This window comes from Peribacillus sp. YIM B13481 (assembly GCF_042787985.1).
In the GTDB taxonomy this organism is placed as follows: Bacteria; Bacillota; Bacilli; order Bacillales; family DSM-1321; genus Peribacillus; species Peribacillus simplex_A.
Genome location: NZ_JBHZPE010000009.1, coordinates 78,535 through 95,137 on the forward strand (window position 1 = coordinate 78,535; position 16,603 = coordinate 95,137).

Genomic DNA, 16,603 nt, shown 5'->3' on the forward strand with positions numbered 1-16,603 from the left:
ATATTGGATTAATATATATATACCCAATGCCCGTTGATGTAAACCTTTATTTGTATGGAGGCTTTTGATAAAAGAAATTAGGTTTCATTATTTCATTGTTATACGGCTGATGAAATACGTGTGTCGTAGCTGGAGACACCGGTGGAATTAACCAGGTCCAGTCACCCGTTACTTTTCGGTCACATGAAGTTTCCTTTTCTTCGAATTTCTTGAATTGTTTTGCTGCCGTATGGTGATCAACAATGCTGACTCCATGTTTTTTAAACGAATGAAGGACTGCATCATTCAGTTCGATCAAGGCTCGATCTTTCCATAAATTCGAATCACGTTTAATATCCAAGCCCATCCTCTCCCCTATTGCTGGAAGCATATTGTAGCGATCTTCATCAGCAAGGTTTCTGCCGCCAATCTCCGTTCCCATGTACCACCCATTAAATGGTGCAGCTGAATAAGTAATACCGCCAATTTCTAGCCTCATACCAGATATGATTGGAACTGCATACCATTTGATTTGAAGATCTTGAAACCATGTAAACTCAGGGTGGGTGATTGGAACTTCCTTAACTAGACTTTCAGGAATTTCATGAAAGTCAGGGGTTTTTCCGTCCAACTGGACTACAAGGGGTAAAAGATCGAAAGGTCCAAATTTCCCTTCCCATCCTAATGCCATGCATTGCTTTGTGAATTCTATTGAACTTGAATCACCAATTACACCATGCTCTGTCTCATATCCTGCATAACGAATAAGCTGATGATTCCAAATATCCACTTTTACATCATGATCTTTCTGTTTGAAGATTGTAATCAAAGGCCTGATGTTTCCATCATTCGTAGCGTATTCGATATGCTCAAAGAGAGCCGATACTATTTCTTCCTCGCTTTGAATCATCCTTTTATCAATCACCCTCAGCGACTCCCAAAAAAAGCGCCCGATGCAACGATTACTATTACGCCAAGCTAATTTAGCACCATAAACCAATTCTTCATATGTATGTTCATATCTGCCTGTTTCATTTATTTCCTTTTTGATTTGTTCGATCCTGCCATTTATGTCCTCTTTCGTTTTCAATAATTCCGGGTAACTTGTCCTGATAAAGGATACGGCCTCTTGCAGTAAATCACTCATCTTTCCCACGGATCCTTCCATTTGCAACTCTTTGACTTCAATAATAAAGTAACATATTTTTCATAGTATCTCTAAAGGAACACATTTTTAAAAGAGCATTTCTTTTAAAATGTGGCAATTCTGAGGCGAAAATTTTATTCATGATACTTAAAGTAAGTTCATAAATTTCTTATACTATAACATCTCTAGTAACTAAATAATATTCGGTAAAGTTGTTACATAAGAGGTAAATGCATTATAATATAAAAATAATGGGGTGATATGATGAATAATACGACACTTTGTCCACGATTTGAAAAAGGAATGCAAATCTTGAGTAAACGCTGGACTGGATTGATTGTCAATCAATTGCTTAATGGCCCTCAACGGTTTTGTAATATTGAATCTGCCTTCCCGATCAGCGGCAGGATTCTTTCTGAACGTTTAAAGGACTTGGAAATTGAAGGTATTGTAAAAAGGGACGTATATCCAGAGACACCAGTCCGGATTGAATATTCTTTAACTGAAAAAGGCAAGGCTCTTGCACCGGTAATGAAAGAAATTCAAAACTGGGCACAAGAATGGCTCGAACCAATACAGAACCAATAAAATAGGCATTAGAGAAATCGAGGAAAGTTCGCCAGCTGGCAGACTTTCCCTTTTTCATATCTAGCGTTTGTTTAGGTGCCTGCGACAAGTGGTATATTTTTTACAGTTAGAATAACACTAGGTTTATTCCAAAATTGTATGGGCGGTGTATTCATGAAGCAAGCAGATTGCATTATTGTTGGTGGTGGTATAGCTGGTATTCAGGCAGCCATTCAGCTCGGAAGATATAAACATGATATTATTGTCATTGATTCTGCTCAAGGCCGTTCTTCCATAGCCAAGGCTTACCATAACATTCTTGGATGGCCAGATGGGGTAAGCGGGCACCAATTAAGGACTCTGGGCAGACAGCACGCAGAAAAATTCGATGTTGAATTTTTGGAAGATACAGTGACATCTCTTGAAAAAAAGCGGGACAAGTTTTTTATCCACACAAAGAAGGGCATGGAATATCAAGCAAAAATGATATTTCTAGGTACCGGCATTACCGATAACATCCCTCCAATCAAAAACATCTATACAACCCTTGGGACATCCACATATATATGCCCTGACTGTGATGGGTATGAGATCATGGATAAGCAAACCGTGGTCCTTGGAGGCGGAAATGCAGGTGCAGGAATGGCCCTTACTTTATTATATTGGTCAAAGGATATCATTTACGTCAATCACTTGAAATCAAAAATTGATGAAAAGTATAGGGAAAAGTTAAAGGAAAATCAAATTCCCGTATTCGAGGAAGAAGTCGAAGAGGTTCTAGTAGATGCCAAACAGCAGTTAACCGCAATACAATTAGTATCTGGTAAAATAATTGAAGCCGAAAAGGCATTCACGGCGTTTAAAGGGAACAAACTTAATAATGGCCTCGCCTTACAATTAGGTGTGCATGTAAACGAAAACAATCATGTCGTGATTCATCCCCGCACTAAAGAAACGAATATTACAGGAGTTTGGGCCGGCGGTGACCTTGTTGCCCATTCCGAACAAGTCACTATTTCGATGGGGGATGGGACCCAAGCCGCGATTTGGATTCATAAGAGACTGTTGGGCCAGCCACTTCCTTATGATTAACACCTATGGGAAATTAAAAGGGCGACCTTTTCACCAGGCCGCCCTTTGCAATCGTTATTTATAAAAATCTTCTGCGTAAGACTTCGTTTCACATCTAATCTACGTTCGCTTCCTACCTTTAAAAACTTTAACCAAAATGAGAATGACCGCGATGATAAGCAGGATATGTATAAAGCCTGCAGCCACTTTAAAGACTAAACCAAGAACCCATAATAATATTATTACACCAATAATTGTCCAAAGCATTATAATCTCCCTTCCTTCCCTTCTCATAATGGATCTTTCTTTATAAGAAGTTTCTTCAGAATGTTTTGCTTACATTTAAATTACCCATATCTTTCTGCAACAAACCCTTTTGTGGGTAAACCAAAAAAATTACATAAAACTGTAAATTCTGTAAAAGATAAAAATGAATGAGGAATCTTCCATATTGAAAACATTCACCATAAGGAAGGCCTTTCAAGTTTTTAAGGTTCTGCAGATCTTTATAGAAAAGGCAAAAACAAAAGAAGGAGTCGTTCATCCATGAAAAAGTTTTTAATCATCTGTTTAACAGCCTGTTCCCTATTCTTAGTTAACATGGATTACCCGTCTGCACATGGAACTAAAGCAAAACCGGAAAGTGTACAATTCACTGATGCTCAAAAATCGGAAATTGCAAAGATACACCAGCAAATACTTGCAGACAAAAAGAAGTTGATCGAAAAATATGTTGAATATGGTGCGCTATCAAAAGAAGAAGCCGATAAAATGTTTTCACATTTTGAAAAACATTATAAAATGATGGAAGAACATAATTTTCAAATATCGCCGCATCGTCCACATACAGGTCATATGCATAAGTAATTCTATGTTCTTTGCCTATATAGCATGATAATCCGTCCTGATAAAAGGCCGGATTTTTTTCATTTCATTCTTTCTTGATAAATAAACCCTACGCGTTTACCATTTACTAAAGGATTTATATTTCTCTTTAGCGAAATACATAACAATGAGAATGAAAGGGTGAAAAGGATGAACAAAATAGGTATAACATCAAGAGACTTATTTCACTTGAAATCAGTGACCGATCCAAAGCTATCGCCGGATGGCAGCATGGCGGTGTATGTCCAAACCAGAATTGATGAAAAAACAGAAAAATACATTTCCAATCTGTTTATGTTCAGCCTGATTACGAATGAAACAAAGCAATGGACGTTTGGGGATAATCGAGATACATCACCTGCATGGTCCCCCGACGGAAAGCATATCGCCTTTATTTCGGACAGATCTGGAAAAAAACAAGTGCACATTATTGGGAGCATCGGAGGGGAAGCACGCCAATTGACCCATTTCGTTAACGGTGTAACAAAACCTATATGGTCTCCTTGTTCCACCAAATTGTTGCTTTCTACAGGATTAAAAGAGGGAGAATGCCTTAATACGGTTAAGGAAAATGATTTATCCAAAGATGTTCATAGATATGACCGGATTAAGTATAAATGGGATGGGAGAGGCTATTTTGATCAGTTATTTCAGCAGCTTGTCATCGTGGACATTTTAAATGACGAAGCCATATTGCTAACGGAAAATAATATTGATCATCACCCGAATGCATGGTCCCCTGACGGTCAGCACATTGCATTCATAAGGGGGGATGCAGAAAAGAGTGATGATGAACTTTTTTCTGATATTTTCATCATGGAACTAGAAACGAATTCTTCACGGAAATTAACGGATAGTACAGGTTTCTTTAAAGATCCGAAATGGTCTCCAAATGGTGAATACCTTTCATTTATTGGCCATTATAAAGAATTTGCCGGTGCCACCTTTTCAAATATCTGGTTATACTCCATATTCGATCAATCCATTCAGTGCTTAACCGATGGATGGGACGTCCAAATTGGGGATTCTGCAATCGGTGATTTCCAAGTCGGAGCAGTCGACCCTGGTATTTTATGGACAAACGATAGCCAAGGCTTTTACTTTTTAATAAGCGATTATGGAAATACTGGCGTATATTATGGTTCGATTGAAGGAGCCATGTATCCATCTATACTTGATCCGCAGCATATATACGGCCTGACTATAGATCCCGAAAGCCATCGTGCGGTCGTGGCCATTAGTACCCCCGTTCATCCCGGTGATCTCTTTGTTTATAACCTTACAAATGGGGATAAAGAACAAATTAGTTTTATTAATGAAGATTTTTTAAAGGATAAACATTTGTCCATGGCCGAACCCATTACTTTTCCATCTGTTGATGGACTTACCATACACGGATGGATCATGAGACCGACCAATTTTAATGGAAATCAAAAATATCCACTCATTTTAGAAATCCATGGCGGTCCGCATATGATGTATGCCAATACCTATGTTCACGAATTTCAGATCTTGGCTAATGAAGGGTATACTATTTTGTTCACTAACCCACGTGGGAGTGTGGGTTATGGTCAGGACTTCGTAAATGCCTGCCGAGGGGATTATGGAGGCATGGATTATCAGGACTTAATGGCGGGCGTTGACCATGTTTTAGCGACGTATGATTTTATAGAGCATGAAAATTTGGGAGTATCCGGCGGCAGCTATGGCGGGTTCATGACAAATTGGATCATCGGTCATACCAACCGTTTCAAGGCCGCTGTTACTCAGCGTTGCATTAGTAACTGGATTAGCTTTTATGGCGTCAGCGACATTGGCTATTATTTTACTGAATGGGAAGTAGGCGGCGATATTGTTAACTCTGCTGAAAAATTGTGGCAGCACTCACCTTTAAAATATGTTTCCAATGTGAATACCCCTTTACTTTTACTTCACGGTGAAAAGGATTTCCGATGTCCCATTGAACAGAGCGAGCAATTTTTTGTCGGATTAAAACGGCAAAAAAAAGAAGCGGTACTTGTTTCCTTCCCAGATGAGACTCATGAAGTATCCCGAAGCGGATCTCCAAAAATGCGTCTGCAACATGTAGAAGAAATAAAAGGATGGTTCAATAAATATTTTTAAAAACAAAACTCTGTTAGCCTTTCGCTAACAGAGTTTTTGTTTTTAATGTTGGATTTGATCTCTGTCCTCGGAAATTGAACTTAAAGCATTTCCCGCAATTGAATTTGTCTGATGATGCACAGCAAGATCACCCAATGCTACGACTCCGACCAGCTGGTCATTTTCAATTATAGGAAGCCTTCTGATTTGTTCATTCCCCATTAACTCCTCAGCTTCATCCACTGACATATCAGGGGTGCCTGTTACAAGATCCGTGGAAATAACATCAGTAATTCTAGTTGAATTCGGCTTTTTCTCGGCAACACAGCGGATAACGATATCCCTGTCTGTAATGACACCAATTAATTTGTTATTCTCCAATACAGGAATGACTCCAACATCATCATCCTTCATTTTGACTGCTGCTTCATATATATTATCTTCCACAGTGCAACAATCCACGTCTTTTGTCATAATATCTCTTAATGTAGTCACAGATATTACCTCCATTTTTCATTAGTTGCTTGTTTATTGTTGACTGCTCAACAGAAATTATTCATCAAACCCTAACACATTTCATTCCACATATTTCCCATGATCCGGTTTAGCTAAAGAATCGAATTCCTTTGCCAACTTTGATAATCCCCTTTCCAATTCTTCCCCTTCAATAGGAAACCCATGCCCCGTTACGGCTACAGCAGGATTCAGACTATCCAATAACCTTACAGATTCCTTGGCAGACTCCCAATCGGTTGTCAAATACCGTGGCGGCCCTGCTATTTCTTTCTCCTGAGTGATAACCTTGTATAGTGAATCTTGCCTGACATTCACAAAAGCATCTCCAGCTATCAGACTTCGGTCACTTTCCCGAAATAGTGAAATATGTCCTTTTGAATGGCCCGGGGTGTGGACCCATTTCCAATCGCCAAGCTCGGGAACACTGTGATCATCAGGCAGGGGTTGAACTTTTTCATCCAGGTTGATTCCCTCATTCGGAAACATCCAAGAAATCTTAGCAACCATCCCCCCTTCGACAGTATAATCTGGCTCAGGATAATTTTCCTGTCCCGTTAAATAAGGCATTTCTTTAATGTGGGCATAAACAGGAGCTTCCCAATATTCCATTAACTCAATCAATGCACCAACATGATCGAAATGTCCATGTGTCAAAATAATGGCCGCAGGTGGATGATGTGGTCCGTATATTTCTTCGGCAGCTCTCTTTATCATCTCTGCTGAACGTGGCATTCCTGCATCTATCAATACCCATTTTTCATCTTTTGGGGACCCTATAAAAATTACATTAACAATTTGTACAGGCAGACAGTATATATCCTCTTTTACAATCTGAACATCGCCACTGGAAACTGAAGTCATTGGCAGAAATTTTTCATTCAAATGATTATCATCCATTATAGACCTCCTAATAAAACTTACTGTTTTTTTAAGGATACCCTGTAAAAGAAAATAAAAAACAACCTATAATTTATATAGGCTGTCTTTCAGTAAACATCCCTGCGTGTAAAAACTGTAAAAGAAATAAGTAAAGCAAGCACCCACCAAACGAGCAATGTAATGACGGAGGATAATAAGGTCATCCCTTCTATCGGAGGAGCCGTGCCGCTAATATAGGCGGTCAATTTCAAATTCACCATAAAGAAATATTTCGCTGACTCCCATGACGAAACCATATTGTTCAATATAACTCCGGAAATCAATGCAGCCAGCATAATGCCCATGCCTGCAGGGGTGCTTCGCACCAAAACCGAAAGCATGAAAGAAAGGGTACCTACCACTACCGCAACCAGCCAGACAAGCCCCAAATCCATCAAAAGGAATTTCCATTGTTCCACTAGCCTTACTTGACTGACATCCACATCAGCACCCTTTAATTCGAATCCGGTTATTACAGGTGCCCCCCAACCTTGATACCCAAAAACGATCCCTGATAAAAAATACGCCAAAAAGGCTGTCATCGCCACGATAATCGAAACTGACAAAATTAATGTTACATATTTGCTCAATAAAATTTTCCAGCGCTCAACTGGCCGTGTCAGCAGAAGCTTGATCGTGCCTTGACTATTTTCGGAAGAAACCAAATCACTTGCCACTATCATGATCAACAGCGGAATGAACAAATCAATTGCATTTTCCAAAAACATGCGAGTAAAAGTAGCGGCTCCTGGCTCTGTGGGGTTAATGTCATGATCCAGGTAATATTGCTGCTGTTTCAGACTTACTTCCAGCTGTTCACGCCACTCATCCAACATCCTATTTGAGCCCAACCGATTTTGAGTATCAATGATCTGCTGCTGAAGAGCTGCACGCCAATCATCAGTTCCCAGCTTCTCCCGCTGCTCTTCCACTTGTTTGTATTGTGCATACGTGAACATCAACACTAAAATTCCGACGATGATACCTATTATGATTAACCGTTTCTTTGCCAACAACTTCATCATTTCATTTTGGATCAAGTTATTCAATACTTCCACCTCCGACACCGGTCACTTGTAAAAATAACTCTTCCAGTCCCGGAAGCTTTCGGTTCATTTCATGTACCTTCACCCCTGCTTGGTTAAGTGCAGCATTCCATTCGGGGGTTTCGAATTCATCATAAGCTGTGATGATATATTTTTGATCTAAGGTAATATCGGTAAAACCGCTAAGGATTTCCACTCCCTTTTGTAAAGGTTCTACCCTCCAAATCATCCGTTCTTGCGTGGATAATAGGCGTTCCACTGTATCCGTTTTGATAATTTCCCCACTTTTAATAATTGCGACGCGGTCACAAAGTTGTTGTATTTCACCTAATAAGTGTGAAGAAACTAGAACACTCATGCCTTCTTCTTCAGCCAACTTTCTAATGAATTGCCGCATTTCACGGATTCCAGCAGGATCTAGACCGTTAGTGGGTTCATCCAAAATCAACAGCTTAGGACTATTAAGCATTGCCTGCGCGATTCCTAGACGCTGCCTCATACCTAAGGAATAGGTCTTCACTTTATCATGAATTCTCGCTTGCAGACCGACGAGTTCTACAACCTCGATCATTCTTTTTTCATCAACTTCAGGTAACATTCTTGCAAAGTGGAGCAAATTATTCCACCCGCTCAAAAATGGATATAACTCTGGATTTTCAACAATGCAGCCCATTTGCTTCATTGCCTTCGTAAATTCCTGACGAACATCATACCCGCATATATGGATGGAACCGGAGGATGGCTTAATCAAACCGACCAACATGCGGATCGTTGTCGTTTTACCGGCTCCATTCGGTCCTAAAAAGCCAAAAACCTCACCTTCATTCAGCTCAAAGTCTATTCCTTTAATAATTTCCCTTTTGCCAATCCTTTTTTTCAAGCCCTTGACAGACAATGTCACCTGTTTCATCGATCCTCATCCTCCCATTTTATTAAAGGAGCAACCCTATCAGCAATCAAACGATAACCCTTCTGATTAGGGTGAAATTTATCTGAATACAAATACTCATTTACCGACAATTGAAATATATCAAATGTTGGGACGAAAATTGCATTCTTATAAAGAGCCACGACTTCTGCCGTTTCATTATTCCAGTCCCGTACGATGCGGTTAGTATCAAAGTCCTCATCCAACTCTATAAATGGATTATACAGGCCAAGCAATAATATGGTAGCTGTATCATTGACATTATTGATATCTTTAAAAATTCCATGTAAATTCTCCAAATAATTCCTTCTCAATTCAGATGTGGCTTCATTATCATAATCAAGCAGGGTCTGGCCTTTTTGAAATAAATCGTTACCGCCAATCGTAACTAAAATAACATCAGCCGCTTGGATTTGGCGCTTCACTTCCGGTTGTTTCACTTGCTGCGCCAATTCTTTAGATACCTGTCCATTAATTCCAAGGTTATGGATGAGCGGTTTTTTATTATATTCACTCTCCAACTCTTCCACAACAAGTCCAACGTAGCCTTTGCCTGTTTCATCACCTGTACCACGCGTCAATGAATCACCTAACGCCACAACCGTAAAATCATCAGGCAGATCATTTTTAATGGGGGATTCCTCTATTGTTTCCATATCAGAAATCCTTTTTCCATAATGGTCAATAATTGCCCATCCTAGGCAAAATAAAAAAAACAGTCCGATAAGAGCTGATACAATGGTAGCGGCCAATACTTTTGATTTGCTCAAAAACACTCATCCTTCCATTCATTCTCTACCTTCCATTAAATCATATTATTTCCAAAAATAAAAAACTGATTGCTCTTGATACCAAAAATCCAGGTAGCCCATCTCCTGATTGTTAACATCCTATCTTTCTTTAAACGGCACCCTACCACTTCTATCATTAAAAAAGGCAGAACGGGATTTATTTGTCCCATTCTGCCTTTTTTTGTATTACTGTTTCAACGATTCCTGCCCCGCAATGGAACTCCCTTTGATTTTGTGTGCTCTTTTTGACCAGTAGGTCGCAAGCAAAGGACCGGATATATTATGCCAAACACTGAAGATTGCGCTCGGGACGGCCGCCAGTGGCGAAAAGTGAGCTGTGGCTAATGCAGCACCTAAACCTGAGTTTTGCATGCCCACTTCAATTGAAATCGCTTTTTGATCTTCGTATGGAAGTTTTAACACTTTAGCTGCAAGAAAACCAAGTAATAATCCAATTGAATTATGCAGGACAACCACCCCGAATATAGCCAGCCCTGATTCAAGTATCTTTTCTTTATTTGAACTGACAACTGCAGCGACGACTGCCACGATTGTCACAACGGATATCAATGGAAGTGCTTTAGTTCCCTGACTTACTTTCTCTTTAAAAATGAATTTTACAAGGAGCCCTAATAAAATAGGGACCAAAACTATCTGGAAGATAGAAAATAGCATATCTTTTCCTGAAACCGGCAGCCATTTACTAGCAAGTAAATAGGTTAGTGCCGGCGTTAAAAACGGTGCAAGCAAAGTGGATACAGAAGTGACCGCCACTGATAATGCCGTATTTCCTTTAGCTAAAAATGTCATTACATTTGACGCTGTACCTCCCGGACAACATCCAACAAGGATCACTCCGACAGCCACTTCAGGTGAAAGTTCCAAGCTAGTTGCCAGGAGATATGCCACACCAGGCATGATGATGAATTGTGCAGCCACACCGATAAAAACGGATATCGGCTGCTTCAATACAGCTTTAAAATCGCTAAACGAGAGAGTGAGTCCCATCCCAAACATTATTATTCCAAGTAAAATGGATATGTATGGAGCAATCCATTTAAATGCATCCGGAAAAATCATTGCTAACACAGCAAATAGGAGAACCCAAATGGCAAAAGAGTTTCCAGCTGCCTTACTTATTTTCGCTAACTTATCCATAATCCCTAGTAGACCAACTTTTCTAATTTATAATTAGATTATACTTCATATTCGGAAAATGACATTTAATTCTGACAATTAGCGAATTGGAGGCCTCCCTCTCATGGACGAGCCAAAAAGACCTCTTCACCATTTAAGATGAAAAGGCCTCTCGCTTTCAATAAGGGAAAAATTTAATACTATTATTTTTCTAATATACCAGTGGTTTTCTTCATTACTTTTAGGTTTTTATCTAACCTCATGAGCCATACCGTGAGCAGCATCCCAATCAGTGTAAGTAAACCGTAAAATAAATACACTGTGTATATCCCTGATTTATCCAAGATTATCCCGCCGCTGAAGGTACTGAACCAGTTTCCCAATCCATTTCCAATGGCGGAATAGAGCGTTATTGCTGTAACTGTTATACGGGCCGGGACGACTTCCCGAATATATTGTAATGCCGCAGGAATGAATAGACCAAGTGAAAACCCTTGAATGATCGAAGTTACATATACGGTAGCCAAACTTGGTTCCGTAAAATACAAAACCCAGCGAACCAATGAAGCCGTTCCAGCCAATAAGGTTATTGGCAGCAGGCCCATTTTATGAATCCAGGTACCTGCCATTCTCATAAATGGAATTTCCGACAATACAGCTAAAAAGAACGCAATGCCAATTCCTGTATATGTCCCGCCTCTTGCCTCTACAAACAAACCATAGTATACATTATTTGCAAGGTTTGGACCAAAAATCAAGAACGTTATAGCAAGAAAGATAAGGAAACGTTTCATGGTGATCAATTCTTTCATTCCACCGAAAAGTTTTCCCTTTTCTCTAGGAGCCTCTTCAGGCAAACGAAGAGCAAGACTAGCTGCGATCAATAGACCGAAGAAAAAGGCATAAAATATAACGGAAGGACCAATGAAGGATTCCGATAACTTTCCCATTACAAACACGGCCACACCATAACCGAGTGAACCGAATAAACGGATTTTCCCATAATTCGATTTAATTCTTGTTGTATATTGAAGAGTGATGCTGTCTGAAACTGGTATAATGGCGCTTTGAAAGATAGCCAGGGCAATTGCGACGGATACTATAAGTAAATAGTGCTCAAACAGCAAGTAACCTAACCCTAATACACCAGCAAGCAACGATGTAATTGCAAGTATTTTTGCTGGTTTTCCGCTCCAATCACAGACAATTCCCCAAAAGGGTTGAAAAACGATCATCACTATCGGTCCAACAGACATGATCATACCTATTTCAATACCAGACAAACCTACCTCATTGGCTAAATAAACGCTTAATAGCGGTGTTAAACTTCCCACTGCAAAAAATGAAAATAGGTAAAATACCTTCAAGCTAAAAATATTAGCATGCTTTTGTTTTTCCAAATCCAGTTTCCCCCATGCTGTATCTACTAAACCACCATATAACTCCACAAATTCCGCATTTCATTATATCCATGCAACTTTTTCATTGCCTTCTAAGAAAAGGCTTTTTTCGTAGGGAGCACGATATTAAAGGCTGTACCCCTATTAACCTCGCTTTCGACAAAGACATTTCCCAAGTGGCTTTCTATTATTTTAAAGCTGATCATGAGACCTAACCCATTACCGGATTTTTTCGTTGTGAAAAATGGCTCTCCCAATCTCTTAAGCTGATCTGGCGGCATCCCTATTCCTGTGTCGGTTATGGAGATATGCACTTTATCCTCTTTAAGCTCAGTAATGACTTTTATGACCCCACCGTCAGGCATGGCTTCCATGCCATTTTTAATGAAGTTCAATATGACTTGTTTTAAACGATTCTCATCACATTGTACGAGGATTTTTTCGTGAAAACAATCCCAAACCAGTGTGACTTTCTTCTTTCTTGCATCAAACTCCGTCAAGGATAACACGTTTTGAATGATTGGTATAATATTCTTCGTTTCCAATATCAACGACTGTGGTTTGGCCAATTGTAAGAATTCTTCAACTATCTCATTCACACGATTGATTTCATCCATAATAATTTCTAGATATTCTTGTTTATTTTCATCCGTTTCATCTAATTGCAAAAATTCTGTATACCCTTTCATGGAGGTCAGCGGATTCCGTATTTCATGTGCAACACCAGCAGCAAGCTGACCGACGGCAGCCAATTTATCCTGCCGATGGAGCATTTCTTCCGATTGTTTACGCTCAGTTATATCATGTCTAAGTGCCAAAAATTGAAATGGCTTACCTTCTTCGCTGAAAAATGGAACAATTGTTGTATCGACCCAATAAAAACTGCCATCTTTCGCCCTGTTTCTAATTTCACCTTTCCAAACCTTGCGTTGATGGATGGTCTTCCACATTTCATCAAAGAATTCCTTTGGGTGGAATCCGGAATTAACCAAATTATGAGTATGGCCGATCAATTCAGTTCTCTTGTAGCCGGAAACCTCCGAGAACTTTTCATTTACTTCAATAATGACCCCTTTATCATCGGTAATCGCCACTATCGAGGATTGGTTGATGGCATAATGCATATCCTCTAGTTCCTTGATTGAACCCTTTAAAGCATTTTCTGCTTTTTTACGACTGGTAATATCCGAACGGATGGAAATGTATTGATAGGGTTTGCCCCTTTTCATAAAAGGAACGATTGTAGTTTCCACCCAATAAACATCACCATCTTTAGACCGATTGCATATTTCACCATTCCATGTTTTGCCCTGGCTGATCGTTAGCCATAAGTCAGTGAAAAATTCTTTTGCATGATAACCCGAATTGATGATGGAATGGTTTTTCCCTATTAGTTCATGTTCTTCATATTGAGATATTTCCAGGAATTTTTCGTTAACATATGTAATGATTCCTTTTGCATCCGTGATGGCGACGATCGCCGATTGATCTAAAGCATAACGGATATCGCTCACAGTATTATCACTTCTTGCCAACCTCCGGCCTACGATCGTACTTGAAGCAATCAAGCTGGCAAGGATGAACAATGAGACAAAGCAAGTTAGATAAAGCATAAAAGGAGTGAGCGGAACAAATTCACCCTTTACATTTTTACCATCCATCGGTAACACTCTCAAAAAAAGATAGTACCCTTCAATGATTGCCCCGCTCATCATGAGAGTACTGACTGGCTTTAGTGAGGATTGACTTAATTTATTAAAATAAAATAATATTGCCAGGGCCGCTACAAATAAACTAAAGACACTGAAAAGCGTACTGGCGACCAACAATATGCTAAATTGCAAAGAGTGGTTTAAAGAAGACGTTCCCACAATATAATTGGATAATATTGCCACAGTAAACATGAAACCACAAAAAACGATTTGCAGTATTTGTGTTTTATATGATATCGCCAATAACCCAACCCCTGCGAGAGCAATCGCTAAAACTAATGAAAAAATTATTGTAAAAAAGTTGAATGCTGCCACCCCAGAATTATCAAGGGTTAATATGACAACAAAGTTAAGCATCCAAATAGCCACTCCCATAGAGCAGCTGCTCCCTATATACAATAGGCGTTTATATTTCTCGGTAGTCAGTAACGATGTCAGTAAATCCAACGCCGTATAACACGCCATAATTAACAAAAGTACCGCAATCATAAAGAGGACAGGATTTGATGCCACAATTGATTGTTCCATTTTTTTCTTGATCACCTCTACCGTTCTATTCTCCTATATTGTAATGGAAATTCATAGTACCTCCAAGGTTTTTTATTTCCTTATTCCTATATATTTACACACTAAATCTTAGGTGTCCCACACATCGCATGAAAATGGAGTTTTTTTCATAAATTCAATAAAATGAGAAATACTATTCTTTTGTATAGAGTAAAATAAAAATACATGATAATGACAAGCATTCACAACCTGCTTCATCATCGCATGACATACTCAATAACAAAAAGAATTATTCAGAAATATATTAATTAAGAATGTTAATTTCTTTATTTAATTATACCTATAGGTTTATAATTAAATAGAACGTATATAGAGAGAAGGAGTGGGGGGCATGATTATGTCAGACCTGGCAGGTGCAAGTACAACAGAAATTATGCACAAGAAGACCCAGCATAAAAAATTAACACTGAGACAAATATTACAGAGAGGACTTTTAATTACGATCGGTGCCGTTTTAATGGCTGTCGGCCTCGAGATTTTTTTAGTGCCGAATAACGTAATCGACGGAGGCATAACGGGAATATCGATTATGTTGTCTTACATTACGGGATGGAAACTTGGTATTTTTCTTTTCGTTTTGAATCTTCCTTTCTTTTTTATCGGTTATAAACAAATTGGAAAAACCTTCGCATTATCTACTCTGTATGGGATTTTAGTCCTTTCTATTACCACTGCATTGCTTCATCACGTACCAGCTTTCACTCAAGATATCCTCCTAGCATCCGCTTTTGGCGGAATGATTCTTGGCATTGGTGTTGGAATGGTCATTCGATATGGCGGCTCATTGGATGGTACAGAAATACTTGCTATACTCGCTAGCAAGAAGATCCCTTTTTCCGTTGGGGAGATCGTCATGTTTTTTAATTTATTCATCCTTGGCAGTGCAGGCTTCGTTTTCTCATGGGATCGCGCCATGTATTCGATCATAGCTTACTTCGTAGCTTATAAAACGATGGATATCGTCATCGCTGGTTTGGATGAGTCCAAATTTGTTTGGATTATCAGTGATGAATTTGGTGATATCGGCGACGCCATAATGAATCGCCTTGGACGCGGCGTAACATTTTTAGCTGGCGAAGGTGCTTATTCTGGTGATGATAAAAAAGTCATCTTTTGTGTAATAAACAGGCTTGAGGAAGCTAAACTTAAAGATATAGTCAAAAGCTTTGACCCTTCTGCATTTCTTGCCGTTGGGGATATCGCGGAAGTTCGGGGCGGCCGATTCAAGAAAAAAGATATTCACTAATCATTCACCTGCTTTTTGCTTCAAACAATTGGCAAAAAGATAAAAAAAGCTGAAGGGATAATCCCCTTCAGCTTTTTTTATACAGTCTTAATAGTTTCTTGGATTGTTGATTGCTTGAAGCATTCTGGTGCCGGGTTTCATCTCGCTGCTACATAACGGACAAACGTGTTCATCATTACTTGTAAAGTTATCACGAATCCAACCTTTGCAATCTTCTGATGTACATTCCCACACCTTTGTTTCTTCAGGAATGATTTCTTCCGTATTATTTCTTCTATACATGTATCTCACTCCTTAGAATTGAATTGACTTCGTCATGCATAACAGATCACAAGCCATAAAGATAAAAGAAGAATAGATGGCGATTAATCTAAATAGTGAGTAAATACCCATTCGCTTAACCATTGATTATTGTTCATTACACCCAAATTTTCCGAGTGGAAAGAACTTAAGATTACGACATGAATTTTTAATATCTCAGTAACCATTATATCATATATATGCTTTTTATATTTGAGTAAAGATTCTAAAGTAGAAATGATTCCTTAAATCTCAGTTTTTTTAATCAGATAATAAATGAAACACAGCCC

Annotated in this window: 16 protein-coding genes; 5 read left to right on the plus strand and 11 right to left on the minus strand. The window is 39.0% G+C overall.

Features of this window, described 5'->3' with window-relative positions:
• Positions 1–46 precede the first annotated feature (46 nt).
• Positions 47–1,147, minus strand: coding sequence for a nitric oxide synthase oxygenase (locus tag ACFX4X_RS08235; protein WP_377382891.1), 1,101 nt, complete (start codon positions 1,145–1,147; stop codon positions 47–49).
• A 243-nt stretch (positions 1,148–1,390) separates the two neighbouring features.
• Between ACFX4X_RS08235 and catR the strand changes: the two genes are divergently transcribed.
• Both catR and ACFX4X_RS08245 read left to right on the plus strand, forming a co-directional pair.
• Entirely contained in the window at positions 1,391–1,714 is a 324-nt protein-coding gene (gene catR, locus ACFX4X_RS08240; protein WP_061463475.1) for a catDE operon transcriptional regulator CatR, read from the plus strand.
• 153 nt (positions 1,715–1,867) lie between these two features.
• Positions 1,868–2,785, plus strand: coding sequence for an NAD(P)/FAD-dependent oxidoreductase (locus ACFX4X_RS08245; protein WP_377382893.1), 918 nt, complete (start codon positions 1,868–1,870; stop codon positions 2,783–2,785).
• Positions 2,786–2,884: 99 nt separating this feature from the next.
• Here ACFX4X_RS08245 and ACFX4X_RS08250 read toward each other — a convergent pair whose 3' ends face one another.
• Positions 2,885–3,031 (minus strand): lmo0937 family membrane protein, encoded by a 147-nt coding sequence (locus ACFX4X_RS08250; RefSeq protein WP_125161371.1) that lies wholly within the window; start codon positions 3,029–3,031, stop codon positions 2,885–2,887.
• Positions 3,032–3,310: 279 nt separating this feature from the next.
• On the opposite strand from ACFX4X_RS08250, the gene ACFX4X_RS08255 reads away from it, so the two are divergent.
• The gene (locus ACFX4X_RS08255; protein WP_377382895.1) at positions 3,311–3,631 is read left to right on the plus strand and encodes a YckD family protein; all 321 of its coding nucleotides are present in this window, start codon (positions 3,311–3,313) and stop codon (positions 3,629–3,631) included.
• A 168-nt stretch (positions 3,632–3,799) separates the two neighbouring features.
• Positions 3,800–5,773, plus strand: coding sequence for a S9 family peptidase (locus ACFX4X_RS08260; protein WP_377382897.1), 1,974 nt, complete (start codon positions 3,800–3,802; stop codon positions 5,771–5,773).
• Between the two features lie 42 nt (positions 5,774–5,815).
• On the opposite strand, the gene ACFX4X_RS08265 is transcribed toward ACFX4X_RS08260, so the two are convergent.
• The 8 genes from ACFX4X_RS08265 to ACFX4X_RS08300 form a co-directional block, all read right to left on the minus strand.
• Complete coding sequence (locus ACFX4X_RS08265; RefSeq protein ID WP_377382898.1) at positions 5,816–6,247, minus strand: CBS domain-containing protein; 432 nt, start codon at positions 6,245–6,247, stop codon at positions 5,816–5,818.
• 81 nt (positions 6,248–6,328) lie between these two features.
• A complete protein-coding gene (locus ACFX4X_RS08270) occupies positions 6,329–7,165 on the minus strand; it encodes an MBL fold metallo-hydrolase (RefSeq protein WP_377382900.1) in 837 nt (278 codons plus the stop codon).
• 89 nt (positions 7,166–7,254) lie between these two features.
• Positions 7,255–8,235: an ABC transporter permease gene (locus tag ACFX4X_RS08275; RefSeq protein ID WP_377382902.1), complete on the minus strand. Its 981-nt coding sequence runs from the start codon at positions 8,233–8,235 to the stop codon at positions 7,255–7,257.
• On the minus strand, positions 8,228–9,142 hold the full coding sequence (locus ACFX4X_RS08280; protein ID WP_061463482.1) for an ABC transporter ATP-binding protein: 915 nt from the start codon (positions 9,140–9,142) through the stop codon (positions 8,228–8,230). Before ACFX4X_RS08280 ends, ACFX4X_RS08275 begins: the two co-directional genes overlap by 8 nt.
• On the minus strand, positions 9,139–9,930 hold the full coding sequence (locus tag ACFX4X_RS08285) for a GDSL-type esterase/lipase family protein (RefSeq protein WP_377382904.1): 792 nt from the start codon (positions 9,928–9,930) through the stop codon (positions 9,139–9,141). The genes ACFX4X_RS08280 and ACFX4X_RS08285 overlap by 4 nt, the downstream gene beginning before the upstream one ends.
• 207 nt (positions 9,931–10,137) lie before the next feature.
• Entirely contained in the window at positions 10,138–11,109 is a 972-nt protein-coding gene (locus ACFX4X_RS08290; RefSeq protein WP_377382906.1) for a bile acid:sodium symporter family protein, read from the minus strand.
• Between the two features lie 182 nt (positions 11,110–11,291).
• A complete protein-coding gene (locus ACFX4X_RS08295) occupies positions 11,292–12,488 on the minus strand; it encodes an MFS transporter (RefSeq protein ID WP_377382908.1) in 1,197 nt (398 codons plus the stop codon).
• 92 nt (positions 12,489–12,580) lie between these two features.
• Positions 12,581–14,728 (minus strand): PAS domain S-box protein, encoded by a 2,148-nt coding sequence (locus ACFX4X_RS08300; protein WP_377382910.1) that lies wholly within the window; start codon positions 14,726–14,728, stop codon positions 12,581–12,583.
• Between the two features lie 370 nt (positions 14,729–15,098).
• Here ACFX4X_RS08300 and ACFX4X_RS08305 point away from each other — a divergent pair, with 370 nt between their 5' ends.
• Positions 15,099–16,013: a YitT family protein gene (locus ACFX4X_RS08305; RefSeq protein ID WP_250211669.1), complete on the plus strand. Its 915-nt coding sequence runs from the start codon at positions 15,099–15,101 to the stop codon at positions 16,011–16,013.
• An 87-nt stretch (positions 16,014–16,100) separates the two neighbouring features.
• Here the strand turns inward: ACFX4X_RS08305 and ACFX4X_RS08310 are convergent, their stop codons facing one another.
• Positions 16,101–16,295 carry a cold-shock protein gene (locus tag ACFX4X_RS08310; RefSeq protein ID WP_034307294.1) on the minus strand — a complete coding sequence of 65 codons (195 nt, stop codon included), beginning with the start codon at positions 16,293–16,295 and terminating at the stop codon, positions 16,101–16,103.
• Between the last annotated feature and the right edge of the window lie 308 nt (positions 16,296–16,603).

What these genes read in the sequence shown, in the direction of transcription:
- ACFX4X_RS08235 (WP_377382891.1), bottom strand. Translation starts at nt 1,147, where the DNA reads ATGGAAGGATCCGTGGGAAAGATGAGTGATTTACTGCAAGAGGCCGTA.
- catR (WP_061463475.1), top strand. Translation starts at nt 1,391, where the DNA reads ATGAATAATACGACACTTTGTCCACGATTTGAAAAAGGAATGCAAATC.
- ACFX4X_RS08245 (WP_377382893.1), top strand. Translation starts at nt 1,868, where the DNA reads ATGAAGCAAGCAGATTGCATTATTGTTGGTGGTGGTATAGCTGGTATT.
- ACFX4X_RS08250 (WP_125161371.1), bottom strand. Translation starts at nt 3,031, where the DNA reads ATGCTTTGGACAATTATTGGTGTAATAATATTATTATGGGTTCTTGGT.
- ACFX4X_RS08255 (WP_377382895.1), top strand. Translation starts at nt 3,311, where the DNA reads ATGAAAAAGTTTTTAATCATCTGTTTAACAGCCTGTTCCCTATTCTTA.
- ACFX4X_RS08260 (WP_377382897.1), top strand. Translation starts at nt 3,800, where the DNA reads ATGAACAAAATAGGTATAACATCAAGAGACTTATTTCACTTGAAATCA.
- ACFX4X_RS08270 (WP_377382900.1), bottom strand. Translation starts at nt 7,165, where the DNA reads ATGGATGATAATCATTTGAATGAAAAATTTCTGCCAATGACTTCAGTT.
- ACFX4X_RS08280 (WP_061463482.1), bottom strand. Translation starts at nt 9,142, where the DNA reads ATGAAACAGGTGACATTGTCTGTCAAGGGCTTGAAAAAAAGGATTGGC.
- ACFX4X_RS08290 (WP_377382906.1), bottom strand. Translation starts at nt 11,109, where the DNA reads ATGGATAAGTTAGCGAAAATAAGTAAGGCAGCTGGAAACTCTTTTGCC.
- ACFX4X_RS08300 (WP_377382910.1), bottom strand. Translation starts at nt 14,728, where the DNA reads ATGGAACAATCAATTGTGGCATCAAATCCTGTCCTCTTTATGATTGCG.
- ACFX4X_RS08305 (WP_250211669.1), top strand. Translation starts at nt 15,099, where the DNA reads ATGATTATGTCAGACCTGGCAGGTGCAAGTACAACAGAAATTATGCAC.
- ACFX4X_RS08310 (WP_034307294.1), bottom strand. Translation starts at nt 16,295, where the DNA reads ATGTATAGAAGAAATAATACGGAAGAAATCATTCCTGAAGAAACAAAG.